This is a genomic window from Microcoleus sp. F4-D5 (assembly GCF_036704885.1).
Lineage (GTDB): Bacteria > Cyanobacteriota > Cyanobacteriia > Cyanobacteriales > Microcoleaceae > Microcoleus.
Genome location: NZ_JAUBSX010000003.1, coordinates 83,119 through 98,032, shown reverse-complemented (window position 1 = coordinate 98,032; position 14,914 = coordinate 83,119). Strand labels below are relative to the sequence as shown.

Genomic DNA, 14,914 nt, shown 5'->3' with positions numbered 1-14,914 from the left:
AAAATAGAGGAGTGGAGCGCTCGCACGCTCTAGAAAAGGGGTTGGTAAACGATATCGTAATGTCTCGTAACGAAGCGAACACCCGAAAAGAATTAATAGATAAAGCCCTACAGACAGCGGGATGGAACCTCGATGCTCCAAACCAGGTGGGGATAGAGATTCCGGTGGATGGGTATGATGCTGAACCTTGGAACGGAGTGACGGACTATTGTCTGTATCAGCCGAATGGCGAAGTAATTGCTGTTGTAGAGGCGAAGCGACAAAGCCGCGATCCAAGGGTAGCAGAACAGCAGGTGAGGCATTACGTTACAGAGATTGAGAAACGCCAGAGTTTTCGCCCCCTTGCTTTTATGAGTAATGGGGATAAGACATTTTTCTGGGATGTGGGGAACGAACACAAGCGCCAAGTGGCGGGTTTCTTCTCGCTCAGAGACTTGCAGAATTTGCTCTACATCCGTCAGAACAAAATCCCCCTGAAACAGTTGAGCGTGAATCTTGCTATTGCCAACCGAACCTATCAGCAGTTGGCAATTCAACGGGTTAGCGAACGGTTTGACGATGGACACCGGCGGGCGCTGGTGGTGATGGCGACGGGGACGGGGAAAACGCGCACGATTATGGCGCTGATTGAGTTGTTCCTGAGAGCGAATCAAGCGCGGACGGTGCTATTTGTGGCGGATCGAGATGCTTTGGTGAAGCAGGCCTTAGATGAGAATTTTAAGGTTTATTTGCCCAACGAGCCAAGAGATAGAATCCGAACCTACAACATTGATTACAGCAAGCGGCTGTATGTGGGAACGCTGCAAACGCTGGTTAAGTGTTACAAAAAGTTCTCTCCTGGCTTCTTTGACGTGGTGATTTTTGATGAATCTCATCGATCGATTTACAACCAGTTCCGCGAGGTGGTGGAATATTTCGATGGGCGGATTATTGGACTGACGGCAACGCCAGCGGCTTTTATTGAGCGCAATACGTTCCAGCTTTTTCGCTGTGATGGTATTCCGACTTTTAATTATCCTTATCGAGATGCGGTGAATGAAGGCTATCTCGTAGATTACAGCCTTCGTCAAGCACAGACTCGCTTTCAACGGGAGGGGATACGCGGGGCAAACCTTTCTGAAGAAGACCGCAATACTTTGATTCAGCAAGGGTTAGACCCCGATGAAATTGATTATGAGGGGACGGAATTAGAGCGCACTGTCACTAATCGGGATACGCTGCGGAGACAGTGGGAAGAAATTATGGAGGTTTGCCACAAGGATGAATCGGGGCAGTATCCGGGTAAAACAATTGTATTTGCGGTGAGTCAAAACCATGCCCTGCGCTTGGCAAGCGTGTTTGAGGAGATGTATCCTCAGTATCCCGACATGGTGCAGGTGATTACTTCCCAGATGGAACGCACCGATGATTTGATCGATCGATTCAAGAAGGAAGAGATGCCGCGCATTGCTATTTCTGTCGATTTGCTGGATACCGGGATAGACGTGCCGGAGGTGGTCAATTTGGTGTTTGTGAAGCCCGTCCATTCTCTCATCAAAATGCAGCAGATGATTGGACGGGGGACGCGCAGTAATGACGCTTGCCGCTATTTTCATCGGCTTCCCAATCGGCATAAGGATGAGTTTCTGATTATCGACTTCTGGGAGAATGAGTTTGATAAAGACCCCAGTGAGGAGACGGTGACACAAAATCTGCCTGTTACGGTGAAGATTTTTAACACGCGGTTGAAGCTGCTGGAACTTTATCTAAATAATCAGGAATCGGCAGATTGTCAGCAGGCAATTAGGGATTTACGGCAGCAAATTAACCAAATTCCCCGCGATGCGTTTAGCGTGCAGCAGGTTTATTCTCAGATTGAGCAAGCTTGGACGGATGGATTTTGGCGGTATCTGAGTCAGCGCAATATTGATTTTCTCCGCACTCAGGTTGCGCCGTTGCTGAGGTTTGTGGCGGGGGTGGATGTGGCGGCGGCGACGTTTACGAATAAGGTGGAACGGTTGAAGCTGGAGATTCTCACCGATGGGGCAAAACCGGGGACGTTGGAATCGATCGCGGAGGATGTGAGTCGGTTGCCGGATTTTGTGTTTGAGGACTCCCAGCGTCGGGGTTCGGCGGATTTTTGCTTGTCGCATCGGCTGCGGAGGGCGACACCGGAAGAGTTGAACCGGGCGATCGCGGATTTGGCCAATCAGATGAAAAATCGGCGTCAGCGTCCCAGTTCGTTTATTGAGATTGATTTGGGCGATCGCATTGCCGTTAGTGGTTATATCAGCTTGGGAGAAGGGGGAGAACAGGTTTATGTGGAGGAATACCGCCAACGAGTTGAGGCTAAGGTGTTGGAGATTGTGGAGACTCACCCGACAATTGCAGCAATTCGCAACGGGGAAGCGGTGACGGACTTGCAACTGGTGGCGTTAGAACGTATTCTAAGGCAGGAGTTGGGTGGCCCAAACGTGCAGTTGTCGGAGTCGAATATTCGCAAGGCGTTTAATTTGAAGGTGAATAGTTTATTATCGTTTCTGCGAGAGTTGTTCGAGATTGAGGCATTGCCGGATTATCAAGATGTGGTAAGGCGGAATTTTGAGGATTTTATTGCCCAACGGCAGTTTAACTCCAATCAGATTCAGTTTTTAAGGGCCGTGCAGAATGTGTTTTTGAAAAAGCGACGGTTGGAAGTTCCAGATTTGTATGAGGCACCGTTAGACAGATTTGGGGAGGATGCGGTAGAAAGGTGGTTTACTGAGGAGGAAGTGGATGATTTAATTGAATTTGCTGCACAGTTTGTGGCTTAGCTTAAACACTAGATACTGCCTCTAATCTAGACAAAGTTATTAAAAGAAAAACATAGAAAATTAAATTATTAAAAGCCCTTTCACTCCTACAGAATTAATATGACTCATTTTGGCATCATCTGTCCTGGTTCTACTGGTCCCCTCAACACTATGCTGCCTTTAGGGCAGGAACTTCAACGGCGCGGTCATCGCGTCACTCTATTTGGAATACTCGATACTCAATCTAAGACATTGGCAGCCGGATTGGAATGGCGGGCCGTTGGCAATGAAGAGTTTCCTGCAGGATCTACGGCAGCATCCTTTGCACAATTGGGAAAACTCAGCGGATTGGCTGCATTGCAATATACGATTAATCTACTTAAGCAGGGAGCGGCTGTTATGCTCCGGGATGCTCCAGCATTACTTGAAGCATCGGGTGTAGAAGCCTTGCTAGTCAACCAAGGTTCAGTAGAAGGAGGAACTGTTGCCGATTTTCTAGACATTCCTTTCGTAACTGTGTGCAGTGCAGTGGTGCTGAATCGAGAACCGGGCGTTCCTCCTTTTAACACCCTCTGGGAATATAGCCCAGCTTGGTGGGCGCGTTTACGCAACCAAATGGGTTATCTGTTACTTAATCGTGTCGCGAAGCCCATTCGAGATGTAATTGCTGAGTATCGCCAAGAATGGAACCTGCCTCCGCACACTCATCCTAACGATCCCTACTCTCAACTGGCTCAACTAAGTCAAGCACCTGTTGAGTTTGAATTCCCTCGGCAGGAATTGCCTCCGTGGTTCCATTTCACCGGCTGCTACCATTCGTCAGCCAGCCGAGAACCTGTTCCTTTTCCCTATGAAAAGTTGACGGGGAAACCATTAATTTATGCTTCGATGGGAACATTGCAAAATCGCCTGATTGGGGTTTTTCAGGATATTGCGTTAGCTTGTGAGGGATTAGATGCCCAGTTGGTGATTTCTCTTGGGGGTTCAGCTAGTCCAGAATCCCTGCCACAATTGCCCGGAAATCCTCTGGTTGTTGGCTATGCACCTCAATTGGAAATACTCACAAAAGCTACCTTGATGGTTACTCATGCAGGAATGAATACCACGATGGAATGCCTCAAGAGTGGAGTGCCAATGGTTGCAATTCCGGTTGCTAATGACCAACCAGGAGTAGCAGCACGGATCGCTTGGACAGGAGCAGGTGAAGTTGTTCCTCTGAACAAATTGAGTGTTCCCAGGTTACGATCTGCTATCGGAAAGGTGCTGACCCAAGATTCTTACAAAAAAAATGCGCTTAGGTTACAAGAGGCGATCGCTCGTGCTGGTGGAGTGAGTCGAGCTGCCGATATTATCGAACAAGTTGTATCGACGCGGAAGCCTGTTTTAGCTCAAAGCCTGCAATAAATAAATAGGTTTTATTAGCCATCACTTTGAGAATTGATAGATGCTCACTGACCCTGAACTCCGATCGAAAGTTGACCAAATTTGGGATAGATTGTGGTCGTCGGGACTCTCCAACCCGATGGATTCCATCGAACAATTCTCCTATCTGCTATTCCTCAAACGACTCGACGACGCGGAGAACCAGCGCGAGAAACAGGCAAAACGCCGCAATCAACCGTTTGAAACGCAAATAGACCCAGAATTGCGGTGGTCGCACTGGATTAATTTTAAGGCAGATCGGGCTCTCAAGCATCTTCGCGATCGCGTTTTTACCTGGTTGCGGACGGCGGGGACTGAGGGGAGTTCTTTTGAGCGATATATGCAGAATGCTGAGTTTAAAATCAGCAAACCTGCGACGCTGATAGAAGTCTGCAACTTGATTGATGAGATGAAAATCTCGGAACAGAATCAGGATGTTCAGGGCGATTTGTACGAATATCTGCTGAGTAAACTCAATAGTGCGGGACGTAACGGACAGTTTCGCACGCCTCGCCATATTATCCGCATGATGGTGCAGATGGTTGACCCGAAACCGAAGGAACGAATCGGGGATTTGGCGGCCGGGACTTGTGGGTTTTTGGTGAATGCCTACGAGTACATTTTAGAACAGCACAGCGAACCGGATGAGAAAGGAAAACGGCAGTTAATCGGAGATTTACTCAGCGACGAAGAACGGGAGTTTCTGCAAACAGAAGCTATTACTGCATACGATAATGATTCTGGCATGACGATGTTGCGGATTGGGTCGATGAACCTGATGCTGCACGGGATTAAGCATCCCCGCTTTTTCTACATGGATACGCTTTCTAAATCCTTTGAGGATGAGAAAAGCTTAGATGTGGTGCTGATGAATCCCCCGTTTAAGGGGAAGATGGATGAGTCGGATATTAACCCCACGCTGCCAACGAAGTGCAAGAAGACAGAACTGCTATTTTTGCATCTGATTCTGCGGGTGTTGGATATGGGGGGACGCTGTGCGGTAATTGTGCCGGATGGGGTTCTGTTTGGTTCGAGTAACCAACACCAGGAAATTCGGAAAAAACTGATTGAATCTAATCGACTCGATGGGGTGGTGTCGATGCCTTCTGGGGTGTTTAAACCCTATGCGGGTGTTTCGACGGCGGTACTGCTATTTACTCGCGGCGGTACGACGGACAAAATTTGGTTTTACGATATGGATCATGATGGGTTTTCGCTGGATGATAAGCGGCAACCTGTTGCGGAGAATGATATCCCGGATATTCTCACGTGTTGGAACAATCGGTTTGATGCTGATTTCACGATGCAAAAAGCAGAACGCCTGAGTGTGTTAAAATTGCAGATTGCACCCTTGAAGGCTGAACGGTTGATAATGCACAAGGAAATCAATCGCCTGACGTTTGAGAATGCTGTTGCACCGGCAGATGATGAGCTAACGCGCCTCGCTTTGGAAACAGATAGGCAACGACTGGCACAACTGCAGGAGCAAATAGCACCCCTGCAAGCCGAAATCAATCAATTGAATCGCCAGTTTTGGGTGACAAAGGCACAGGTGAAGGCGAATAAATACGACCTTTCAGCTAGTCGTTACCGTCAGATTGAGCAGGATGAGGTGTATTATGAAGCGCCACAGGTTACAATGGAGAGGTTGCTGAAGTTAGAGCATATTATGGGGATAGAAGTGCGGGAGTTGATGAGTTTTATAGATGAAAAATGAAAGTTAGAGAAGTTATTAAAATGTTAGAAGAGGATGGTTGGTATTTAGCTAGAACAAAAGGCAGTCATCGTCAATTTAAACACCCAGAAAAGGCTGGGACTGTCACGGTGTCAGGTAATTTAGGCGTTGATATGCCAATAGGTACGCTTAAAAGTGTTTTGCGACAAGCTCAACTAGAGGAGGAGGAAGATTAATGCGTTATGCTGTTGTAATTGAAAAAGGTGAAACTAGCTACGGGGCTTATGTTCCCGATTTACCTGGATGTGTAGCTGTGGCTGAAAGTTTAGAAGAAGTGAGGAATTTAATTAAAGAGGCGATCGCCTTTCATATTGAAGGACTACAAGAGGATGCTTTTCCTATTCCCGAACCTGTCTCTATTTGCGAATATGTTGAAGCTGGATAAAAGAGCGATGGCATTGGAAACTGATCGGCAACGACTGGGACAACTGCACGAGCAAATGGCACCCCTGCAAGCGGAAATCAATCAGTTGAATCGCCAGTTTTGGGTGACAAAGGAACAGGTGAAGGCGAATAAATACGACCTTTCAGCGAGTCGTTACCATCAGATTGAGCAGGATGAGCCGTTTTATGAGTCGCCACAGGTTACAATGGAGCGGTTGTTGAAGTTAGAGCCTTTGATGGAGATGGAAGTGCAAGAGCTAATGGGCTGCATAGAGTCTACATGAGATAGTTGCAGCATGATGACATTTCAAGTTGATACTTGGCAAAGAGTAAAGCTAGCAGAGATATGCGACAAAATTACTGATGGAACTCATCAGCCACCCTCCTTCAATTCTGAAGGCATTCCATTTTTATTTGTTCGGAATATCGTTTCAGGGCAAATTGACTTCAATGTTGAAAAGTATGTGTCACGAGAGACATATGAAGAGTTGACTCGTCGCCATCGACCTTTACCTGGTGACTTGCTTTTCAGTGCTGTAGGCAGTTTTGGCGTTGCAGTTGTTGTTGACACTGAGCGAGCTTTCACATTTCAACGTCATATTGCTCTCTTAAAGCCAAAAACAAATCAAATAGACTCTTATTTTTTAGCGCTTTATCTCAATTCACCGGAAGGGCGGCAACAGAGTGAAATAGCAGCAACAGGTGGCTCTCAACGAACTGTAACCTTACAAGCTCTTGCTGAGTTTGTAATCCCTCTGCCACCGTTAGCAGAACAAAAGCGAATTGCCGCGATCGCCCAAAAAGCCGATCGACTCCGACGCACCCGACGCTACGCCCTACAACTTAGCGACACCTACTTGCGATCGGTCTTTTTGGAGATGTTCGGCGACCCAATCGCTAACCCGAAAGGATGGGAAATCGTTAAACTTAGTTCTCTTGGTGAATTAGATCGTGGTCGTTCAAAACATAGACCAAGGAATGCCCCTAAATTGTTTGGGGGTTCTTATCCCTTTATTCAAACTGGTGATGTTGCTAACTCTGCTGGATATATTAGAACGTACAAGCAAACCTACTCAGAATTAGGACTTAAACAAAGTAAGCTTTGGACAAAAGGAACTTTATGTATAACTATTGCTGCAAATATTGCAAAAACAGGTATTTTAACTTTTGATGCTTGTTTTCCTGATAGTATAGTTGGGTTTTCTCCAAACTATAAAACAAATACTGAGGTTATTCAGCAGTGGTTTAACTTCATTCAACAAAATCTGGAAGAAACTGCGCCAGAATCTGCCCAAAAAAATATCAACCTGGAAATTCTTAGGAATTTAGATTTACCTATTCCCCCCCTCCCCCTCCAAGAAAAATTTGCCCAAATTGCCCAGAAATTCGATCGCCTCCGCACCCAACAACAGGAAGCCGATCGCCAAGCAGAGCATTTATTTCAAACCATACTGCATCGTGCCTTTCGGGGTGAACTAACTCCTCAAAACGCTGATGATGAGCCTGAATCTGTCTTATTAGAAGAGATTCGCGCACAACAAGCCAAAGCCAAAGCCGCTACTCAGGCGATGGGTGACGCTGCTGATTATCTTGGCACAAAAGCCAAACAGCAAGACATAGAACCAATCCAGCTAAAATTCCCAGGATTTGAATAGCTTCGGCAGAATAAACGGCGGTTCAAACCGCGGCTACACAAAATTTTGTCCCACCAGAGGGGGACTAAGAAATAAGAGGAATCAGAAAATAATTTAGATGGGCAATACAGGATTTGAACCTGTGACCCCTTCCGTGTGAAGGAAGTGCGCTACCACTGTGCTAATTGCCCGCAGATAGTCATCATACCATACCAAGTCAAAATTTGCAACTAAATTTTTCCTAAAAATTCAGCCGCTGGTTTCCGAGTTAAACTCGACACAATGCCAAGAATACAGGCATTTGTCGAGTCTGGCATCAGTTAACCTGCCACCAACCCGCCGCTGGGCCGACAAATCGCACTACCACCCACCAAGCCACCAAAAGGCTAATCCCGATCCAGCTTCCGCGACTTGTCCACTTCACAAAATCTTCGCTTTGGGTTTTTGTGATTGGCAGCCAGGGAACGATGCGCTCTTCTTTACCGTATTCGTCGCCGATCGACTCTTTGCGACGCTTAGCTTCACCCATAATCTTTGTCTACTAAATTAGATTTCAACTGGATACCTAACCAAATTATACGCCAACAGGTCATCTCAAGCCTGCGTCAGCCAAGTCGTATCCAAATAATCAATCCTCGCAAAAGGACTCAAAGCCCCTAAAACCTGCTGTCCGTAACTGCGGTGAATCACCCTGCTGTCGAAAATCGCCACCACCCCTTGACGTTCTCGCACCGGCGCGATCGCCCGCTGCAACTCATTCAGCGCCGCCGGCAGCAAATACAACCGAAACCAATCCTTGCGCCGTTCCTTATAATAAGCCACACGCGCCGTCACCAAAGGATTCTCCAAAGAAGGTAGCGGCAAAGTGGCGATCGCCAGCAAGTGAGGCGCGCTCAATTCCCCCTGATGTTCCCGCCAAAACTCCCACCCCGTCACCAAAATCGCATTCTCCCCCACATCAGTCTTTTCTACCTGCACCCGAGAACCGAACTCAGCAGCCAAAATTGCCGCCAGCCTTGCCTTCAGCGGTACATCACCAACAATCAGCACCGTTAAACCCGCCACCGACGCGCTCATCAACAGCAAAGTCCGAATTTCTTCAATTAAAACTCCCTGAAATTCCGGCGTATTTGGCAGCGGCAGCCAGTTGGGGATGTACAGTTGAATTAATTCGCTTTGTCGATCGGGCGAAAACTTAACGCTCGTCAATTCTGGCAGTCCCATCATTTGCCGGAAAATCGGAGCCTTCGGTTCCAAATCCACCGCCCCACCCATCAACACCACCGGCTGATCGTCCCAAATTTTGCTCAAAACCTCAGCCACCTGCACCGGCGCGCAATACAAAGAAAATGACCCAGCCTCCCGATTAATTTCCGCCCACCGCAGTTTTCCGTTTGTTTCCCACCGCTGCCAAAAATTGCTCCAAGCAGCCGGAATCAGCGAATTCGGCTCGATAGTTTCAAACAGCCCCTCCAATATCTTTTGCTCTGCGGTTTCCAGCAAATAGCACTCCTCTGGTTTCGCCGGATGCCGAAAGAAAGCCCGCGTTAGCATTACCCGCGCTTGGAGGATGGCATCGGCTTCCAAAGGCTGAGATTGCATTAAATCGTTCCAATCAGCCGGTTGGAAACCTGCCGTCAATTGCTGGCGCGTCCAAACTTCCAAGTCATCCACACCGTCGATAATTGTCGGAATATTGCTGTGCAGTTGCGAATCCGCCGCCAAGCGAGCCGCCAGCCAAGACTCGGGATCTGCTAGCATCAATCCTCGTCCAGCGGCCTTATCGGAATAAATCTCGATGGGCCGCTGAGTTTCCAGCCACTCTTGCAAACGGGGAATTTCCACCGCCTGCAAATGTTCCAGCAGCGGTTTCGGCGCGACTAAAATCACAGGTTCCGGCCACATCAAAATCGGCATCAAATAGCTGACTCGGTACCGCTGTCGGTAAGCTCCAGCGGGAAGCCCCGTTTGGATCAGAGCGCTGCGCCCCAAGCGCAAAGCCCGCGCCACGAGCCGCGCCATCGTTAAATGGTGGGGCCAGTGCGGCTCGGAGTTCGATCGCAGGAAGCGGAGCAATGAGTTGTGGACTTCTACCTCAATCAATCGGTTTTACACTTGGGATTTATCAATCAAGATAATCAAAACTTGCCAGAAAATCAACTAATTTTTTACCCGCGGGCAACAGGAATTTACTCTCATGATTATTTCCACCTCGCCGACCAAAATCCTGGTGACACTGCACGGTCAAACTCTTCTCCCCAGAACTAATTAAAATAGTTTTGGTTGGCGACTCAAAAAAACTTGTTTCCTGACTAATAATTAATTTATTTGAAAGCAAACTTCTCAATTTATCTACCTTATTTGTCACTGCACTCAATGATTGAGTCAATTGCAATATTCGTTTTTTATCCAAATTTTGACTTTCGATAGTTTGAGCGATCGCCATAATATTTTTTTGAGTTTGTACGGCATCCTTAAAAGGAAGAATCGCTAAAAAAGCTGCTGGCAATAAATGTTCATCCCTATCCAATCTAAAAGTGAGAGTTGTCCGGCGGTAGCCCACTTCAATATTGGGAGGACAGCTCATTGCTGGGTAATGCTGAGCTATTTCGCTGTAAGCTGTTGCTAAAGTGCTGTTTGCTGAGTAGTCTAAAAGTGCGTCAACCACAATTCGTACTAACCCCGGCGTGTGATTTAAAAATTTTCTCGCTTCTGAGGGCGAATTGAATTGTTTAATCTGAGTGCGATCGCCGATAGGGCTGAGGTCAATCCACTGGCAAGTAATATCATCTGCAATGATGCCAAATCTGGGAACCAAATAGAGTTTTGCTCCTGTTAAAGTTGCCCCCCTCAAATCAGCGCCCACCCAATCTGCATCAATAAAATTAGTTTCTGTCAAATCAGCGTGAACCAAACTAGCATTGGCTAAATTAGTATTGCTTAAATCTGCTCCGTTGAGGTTGGCTCCGCTCAATTTAGCATCGCTCAAATCGGCACCTTTGAGGTTAGCTCCCGTCAAATCCGCCCATTGGAGATTAGCTCCGCTCAAATTGCCACTGCTGAGATTCACTTGTTGCAAAGAAGCTTGTCTCAAATCTGCATTGCTAAAATTGACCCCATTGAGCTCTGCTTTAGTCAGATCCGTGCGGTACAAGTTAGCTTCTTGAAAGTTAGCTGAAGCAGCCGAAGCACCTCTGAGATTTGCACCGGAAAGATTAGCACCGCACAGGTTAGCTTGCGTCAGTTTTACCTCTCTTAAATCTGCTTGAGTCAGGTTTGCACCGCTGAAGTTAGTTTTGCTGAGTTTGCAGCGGACTAATTCGCTTCTAATCAGAGATGCTCCGATTAATTGAGCTGCACTTAAATCGGCTCTCACTAAGTTTGCTACGTTGATAGTAGCACCGTTTAGGATTGCCCGCGAGAGATTGGTGCTGCTGAGTCTAGCCACATTCAGGTTAGCTTCGCTCAAGTTAGCTTCGCTCAAGTTAGCGCCACTGATGTTGGTGACAAATAAGCTAGCCCGCGTTAAAATTGATTCGCTGAGGTTGATGCGGCTGAGATTAGCTTCATTCAAGTTGATTCCTGTGAAATCTCTGTCGCCTTCTGTGTATCTTTTGACGAGTGCAAATCTTTTGAGAAGTTCTTCAGCTTCCATTTCTTTTACCTGACTCAAAGGGCAATCGGCTAATTTTTATATGGCATGAATAGAAATTATCTCAAATTAATTTATAGTATTTACTCGCCTATCTGATAAAAGCTTTTGACAAACTCAACCACCGTATTTAGCGGCGGGGTTGTGAATCTTTGGGCTTTAATTGCAGGACCGATCGAGGTTTTGGTGACTCCTGGCAAATTTGTCAAGTTTCTGCCAAAGTCTGGGTGATAGTGAACCATCAAACTGTCGCCGCTGGAGTTAGCCAGTACAGTTTGGGTAGGCGATTGAAAAAAACTCGATACCGATTCGCGATCGAGGCGAACCGGCTGAATTTTCATTTCCCCTATTTTTCTAATTGTTTTGGTCAGGGTCACGTTCAATTGCACTACCAGATTAGAGACTCTGACGCCCAGGTTATTACCGCTTTGGGGTTGAATCATCTTAATCAGAGTAATGAGATTTTTCTGAGTAAATGCCGCGTCGCTAAAGGGAATAATGGCAACGAAAGCTGTGAGAAAGAGTTGGTCGTCCTGGTCTATTCTAAATGAGATGATTGTGCGTCGCGAATGAACTTCTATGCTGGGAGGATTGCTCAAACCCGAGTATTGACGGGCAATTTGGCGGTAGGTAGCTGCGAGGATAAAGTTAGCGTCCGGATCTAGGGGTCGATCGACAATAATTTGAACTGTCGGCGGTGTAGCATTGAAAAACCTTTGAGATTCTTCTGGGGTAAAGCGCTGAATGTGGCTGCGATCGCCGTTAGGACTGAGGTCAACCCAATCGCAGGTAATGTCATCTGCTTTGAGATCGAACCTGGACACCGCGTAAATTTTTGCCCCCGTCAGGGCCGCCCCCGTCAAATCTGCGCCTACCCAATCAGCATGAATCAAATTCGCTTGAGTCAAATCTGCGTGTACCAGAGTAGCGTTCAACAGGTTGACATTGTTCAAATTTGCCCCGTACAAGTTGGCCCCGCTCAATCTCGCTTCGTCGAGGTCAGCGCCGGTCAGGTTCGCCCCGCTGAGGTCAGCCCACCGGAGATTAGCGCCTCGCAAGTCTGCCCCGCTGAGGTTTGCCTGAGAAAGATTAGCTTGTCTGAGTTCGGCATTGCAGAGGTTGACTCCTCGCAAGTCTGCCCTGCTGAGGTCGGCTCTGTGCAAGTTGGCCCGTTCCAAGTTGGCCACTGTCATACAAGCCCCTCTCAGGTGAGCCCCGCTGAGGTCAGCTTGCTCTAGATTGGCTTCTCTGAGGGTTGCTTCTCTCAAATCTGCTTCGCTGAGGTTGGCGCCGCTCAAATTTGCACTGCTGAGGTTTGCTCGAATCAGTTCGGATCTGATCATTGTAGCTTCGACGAGTTGGGCTTCGCGGAGGTCGGCTCGAATCAAGTTAGCTACGTTGAGGATAGCGCCGCTGAGGTTGGCTTTGTGGAGATTGGTACCGCTGAGTCTGGCAACATTGAGTTTGGCTTTTCTCATGTTAGCGTTTGACAAATTGCTGCCGCTCATGTTGGTGAGGCTCAAGATTGCCTCGCTGAAATTAGCCCCGCTGAGATCGATCCTGCTGAGATTTGCCTCGCAAAGGAGGATGGCAGTAAAATCTCTTTCTCCTGCTGTATATTTGGCGATGAGTTCTTCGGCGTCCATGCTTTTGACTTTCCCTGATGTGTTAGCTAGAACAAAGCTTTGTTATGCCAACCTTTAAAATAGAATAAGCATTTTTTGTAACAAGATGCAATATGCTTAGACATCTATATTGTGGAAGCCTTTTATAAAATCCAAAATGCTAGTGATATTAGCTTGACCCAATTTTGTGCTTTCGGCTAACTTGCCTGGGCTTGAGTTGTTCGGATCGTATTTTTTAATCAGGCGCTTGCCGAAGGCTGGGTGGTGATATACGCTGAGTCTTTGGTCGCGGGAATTAATTAAGATCATCTGTGTAGGAATTTGAAAAAAATTGATGCTTTCGCCGATTTTTGGAAAAGAGCTGGAAATTTTGATTTGGTCTACCTTGCTAATAGCTTGGTTGAGAGATTTGCTGGATAACTGAACGTGTTTGGATTCTTTGACGTTAAGTTTGCCTGCATCGTGAGATTGAATCATTTTCATCAAAGCAATCAGGTTTTTTTGAGTTGTGGCGGCGTCATTAAAAGGAATGATCGCAACGTAAGCGGTCGCAAATAATTTATCGTCGCTGTCCATTTTAAAGGCGAGTACGGTGCGCCTGGAGCTGACTTCGATCGTGGGAGGCTGACTTAAACTCGGGTATTGTTGGGCAATTTGGTAATAAGTTGCAGCTAGGGCAAAATGAGCGCCTTGGTCTAAGGGGGAGTCAATCACAATCCGAACAGTGGGCAAGGTTTCGTGAAAAAAGTCGTGGGTTCCTCCAGAGTTCAACCAGTAAATTTGGCTGTGGTCGCCGTTGGGGCTCAGATCGACCCACTTGCAGGTCATGCCTTCGGTTTTGATGCCGAGCCGCGAAACTGCGTGGAGTTTGGCTCCGGTTAAGGTGGCTCCGGTTAAGTCGGCTCCAATCCAATCGGCGCGGATGAGATAGGCATTTGACAGGTCGGCGTGAACTAAACTGGCATTGAGCAAGTTGGCGTGGCAAAGGTCGGCTCGGCTGAGGTCTGCCCCGCTCAATTTGGCTTCGCTGAGGTCTGCCCACCGCAGGTTGCAGCCGCTGAGGATGGCCCAGCGCAAATTGACGCCGCTGAGGTCGGCTCCGCTGAGTACGGCTTGAGTGAGGTTGGCTTGTCGCAGTTCTGTGCCTCGCAGGTCTGCGCCGCTGAGGTCGGCTCGGCTGAGGTCGGCACCTTGCAGGTTGGCTTGTTCGAGGTTGGCTTCTGTCAAGGACGCGCCACTGAGGTGAGCGCCTCGAAGGTTGGCACCGCTGAGGTTGGCTCCTCGGAGGGTGGCTTCGGTGAGGGTGGCACCGCTGAGGTTTGCTCCGCTGAGGTTAGCGCCGCTGAGCTCGGCTCGAATTAACTCGGCTCTGATCAGTTTGGCTCCTACGAGTATGGCTTTTTTGAGGTCAACTCGGACTAGGTAGGCGACGTTGAGGTCGGCGTCGGTGAGGTCGGCGCCGCCTAGATGGGCGCCGCTGAGTCTGGCGATGTTGAGTTTGGCACCTGTGAGGTTGGTTTTGCTGAGGTTGGCTCCGCTGAGGTTTGCTACACTCAGATTCGCACCCTTGAGGTTGGCTCCGCTCAAGTTGACGCCGCTGAGGTTGGCCTCAGTCAGGTTGATTCCGGCAAAGTTTCTTTCTCCGGCGGCATATTGTTTCAGGAGTTCCTCGACTGTCATGGGGGCGGCAC

12 protein-coding genes and 1 tRNA gene are annotated in these 14,914 nt (G+C 47.9%); 7 read left to right on the top strand and 6 right to left on the bottom strand.

Annotation, left to right across the window (positions count from 1 at the left end):
* Positions 1 to 59 precede the first annotated feature (59 nt).
* From QUA80_RS02615 to QUA80_RS02585, 7 genes are all read left to right on the top strand, one after another.
* Positions 60 to 2,792 (top strand): DEAD/DEAH box helicase family protein, encoded by a 2,733-nt coding sequence (locus QUA80_RS02615; RefSeq protein ID WP_333421138.1) that lies wholly within the window; start codon positions 60 to 62, stop codon positions 2,790 to 2,792.
* Between the two features lie 99 nt (positions 2,793 to 2,891).
* Entirely contained in the window at positions 2,892 to 4,175 is a 1,284-nt protein-coding gene (locus QUA80_RS02610; protein WP_333421136.1) for a glycosyltransferase, read from the top strand.
* Between the two features lie 40 nt (positions 4,176 to 4,215).
* A complete protein-coding gene (locus QUA80_RS02605) occupies positions 4,216 to 5,910 on the top strand; it encodes an N-6 DNA methylase (RefSeq protein WP_333421134.1) in 1,695 nt (564 codons plus the stop codon).
* Positions 5,907 to 6,104 (top strand): type II toxin-antitoxin system HicA family toxin, encoded by a 198-nt coding sequence (locus QUA80_RS02600; RefSeq protein ID WP_333421132.1) that lies wholly within the window; start codon positions 5,907 to 5,909, stop codon positions 6,102 to 6,104. The genes QUA80_RS02605 and QUA80_RS02600 overlap by 4 nt, the downstream gene beginning before the upstream one ends.
* The gene (locus QUA80_RS02595; protein ID WP_333421130.1) at positions 6,104 to 6,313 is read left to right on the top strand and encodes a type II toxin-antitoxin system HicB family antitoxin; all 210 of its coding nucleotides are present in this window, start codon (positions 6,104 to 6,106) and stop codon (positions 6,311 to 6,313) included. The genes QUA80_RS02600 and QUA80_RS02595 overlap by 1 nt, the downstream gene beginning before the upstream one ends.
* Positions 6,314 to 6,320: 7 nt before the next feature.
* A complete protein-coding gene (locus QUA80_RS02590; RefSeq protein WP_333421128.1) occupies positions 6,321 to 6,596 on the top strand; it encodes a hypothetical protein in 276 nt (91 codons plus the stop codon).
* Between the two features lie 12 nt (positions 6,597 to 6,608).
* Positions 6,609 to 7,967 carry a restriction endonuclease subunit S gene (locus QUA80_RS02585; RefSeq protein WP_333421126.1) on the top strand — a complete coding sequence of 453 codons (1,359 nt, stop codon included), beginning with the start codon at positions 6,609 to 6,611 and terminating at the stop codon, positions 7,965 to 7,967.
* Between the two features lie 98 nt (positions 7,968 to 8,065).
* Here the strand turns inward: QUA80_RS02585 and QUA80_RS02580 are convergent.
* The 6 genes from QUA80_RS02580 to QUA80_RS02555 all read right to left on the bottom strand — a co-directional run bounded on the left by QUA80_RS02580 (position 8,066) and on the right by QUA80_RS02555 (position 14,903).
* Positions 8,066 to 8,137: transfer RNA gene (locus QUA80_RS02580), tRNA-Val, on the bottom strand.
* Between the two features lie 125 nt (positions 8,138 to 8,262).
* Positions 8,263 to 8,475 (bottom strand): DUF2839 domain-containing protein, encoded by a 213-nt coding sequence (locus QUA80_RS02575; protein WP_015177735.1) that lies wholly within the window; start codon positions 8,473 to 8,475, stop codon positions 8,263 to 8,265.
* Between the two features lie 65 nt (positions 8,476 to 8,540).
* On the bottom strand, positions 8,541 to 10,049 hold the full coding sequence (locus tag QUA80_RS02570) for a helicase C-terminal domain-containing protein (RefSeq protein WP_333421123.1): 1,509 nt from the start codon (positions 10,047 to 10,049) through the stop codon (positions 8,541 to 8,543).
* 22 nt (positions 10,050 to 10,071) lie between these two features.
* Positions 10,072 to 11,601 carry a pentapeptide repeat-containing protein gene (locus tag QUA80_RS02565; RefSeq protein WP_333421121.1) on the bottom strand — a complete coding sequence of 510 codons (1,530 nt, stop codon included), beginning with the start codon at positions 11,599 to 11,601 and terminating at the stop codon, positions 10,072 to 10,074.
* A gap of 80 nt (positions 11,602 to 11,681) precedes the next feature.
* Positions 11,682 to 13,244 carry a pentapeptide repeat-containing protein gene (locus QUA80_RS02560; protein ID WP_333421119.1) on the bottom strand — a complete coding sequence of 521 codons (1,563 nt, stop codon included), beginning with the start codon at positions 13,242 to 13,244 and terminating at the stop codon, positions 11,682 to 11,684.
* A gap of 96 nt (positions 13,245 to 13,340) precedes the next feature.
* Positions 13,341 to 14,903: a pentapeptide repeat-containing protein gene (locus tag QUA80_RS02555; RefSeq protein WP_333421117.1), complete on the bottom strand. Its 1,563-nt coding sequence runs from the start codon at positions 14,901 to 14,903 to the stop codon at positions 13,341 to 13,343.
* Between the last annotated feature and the right edge of the window lie 11 nt (positions 14,904 to 14,914).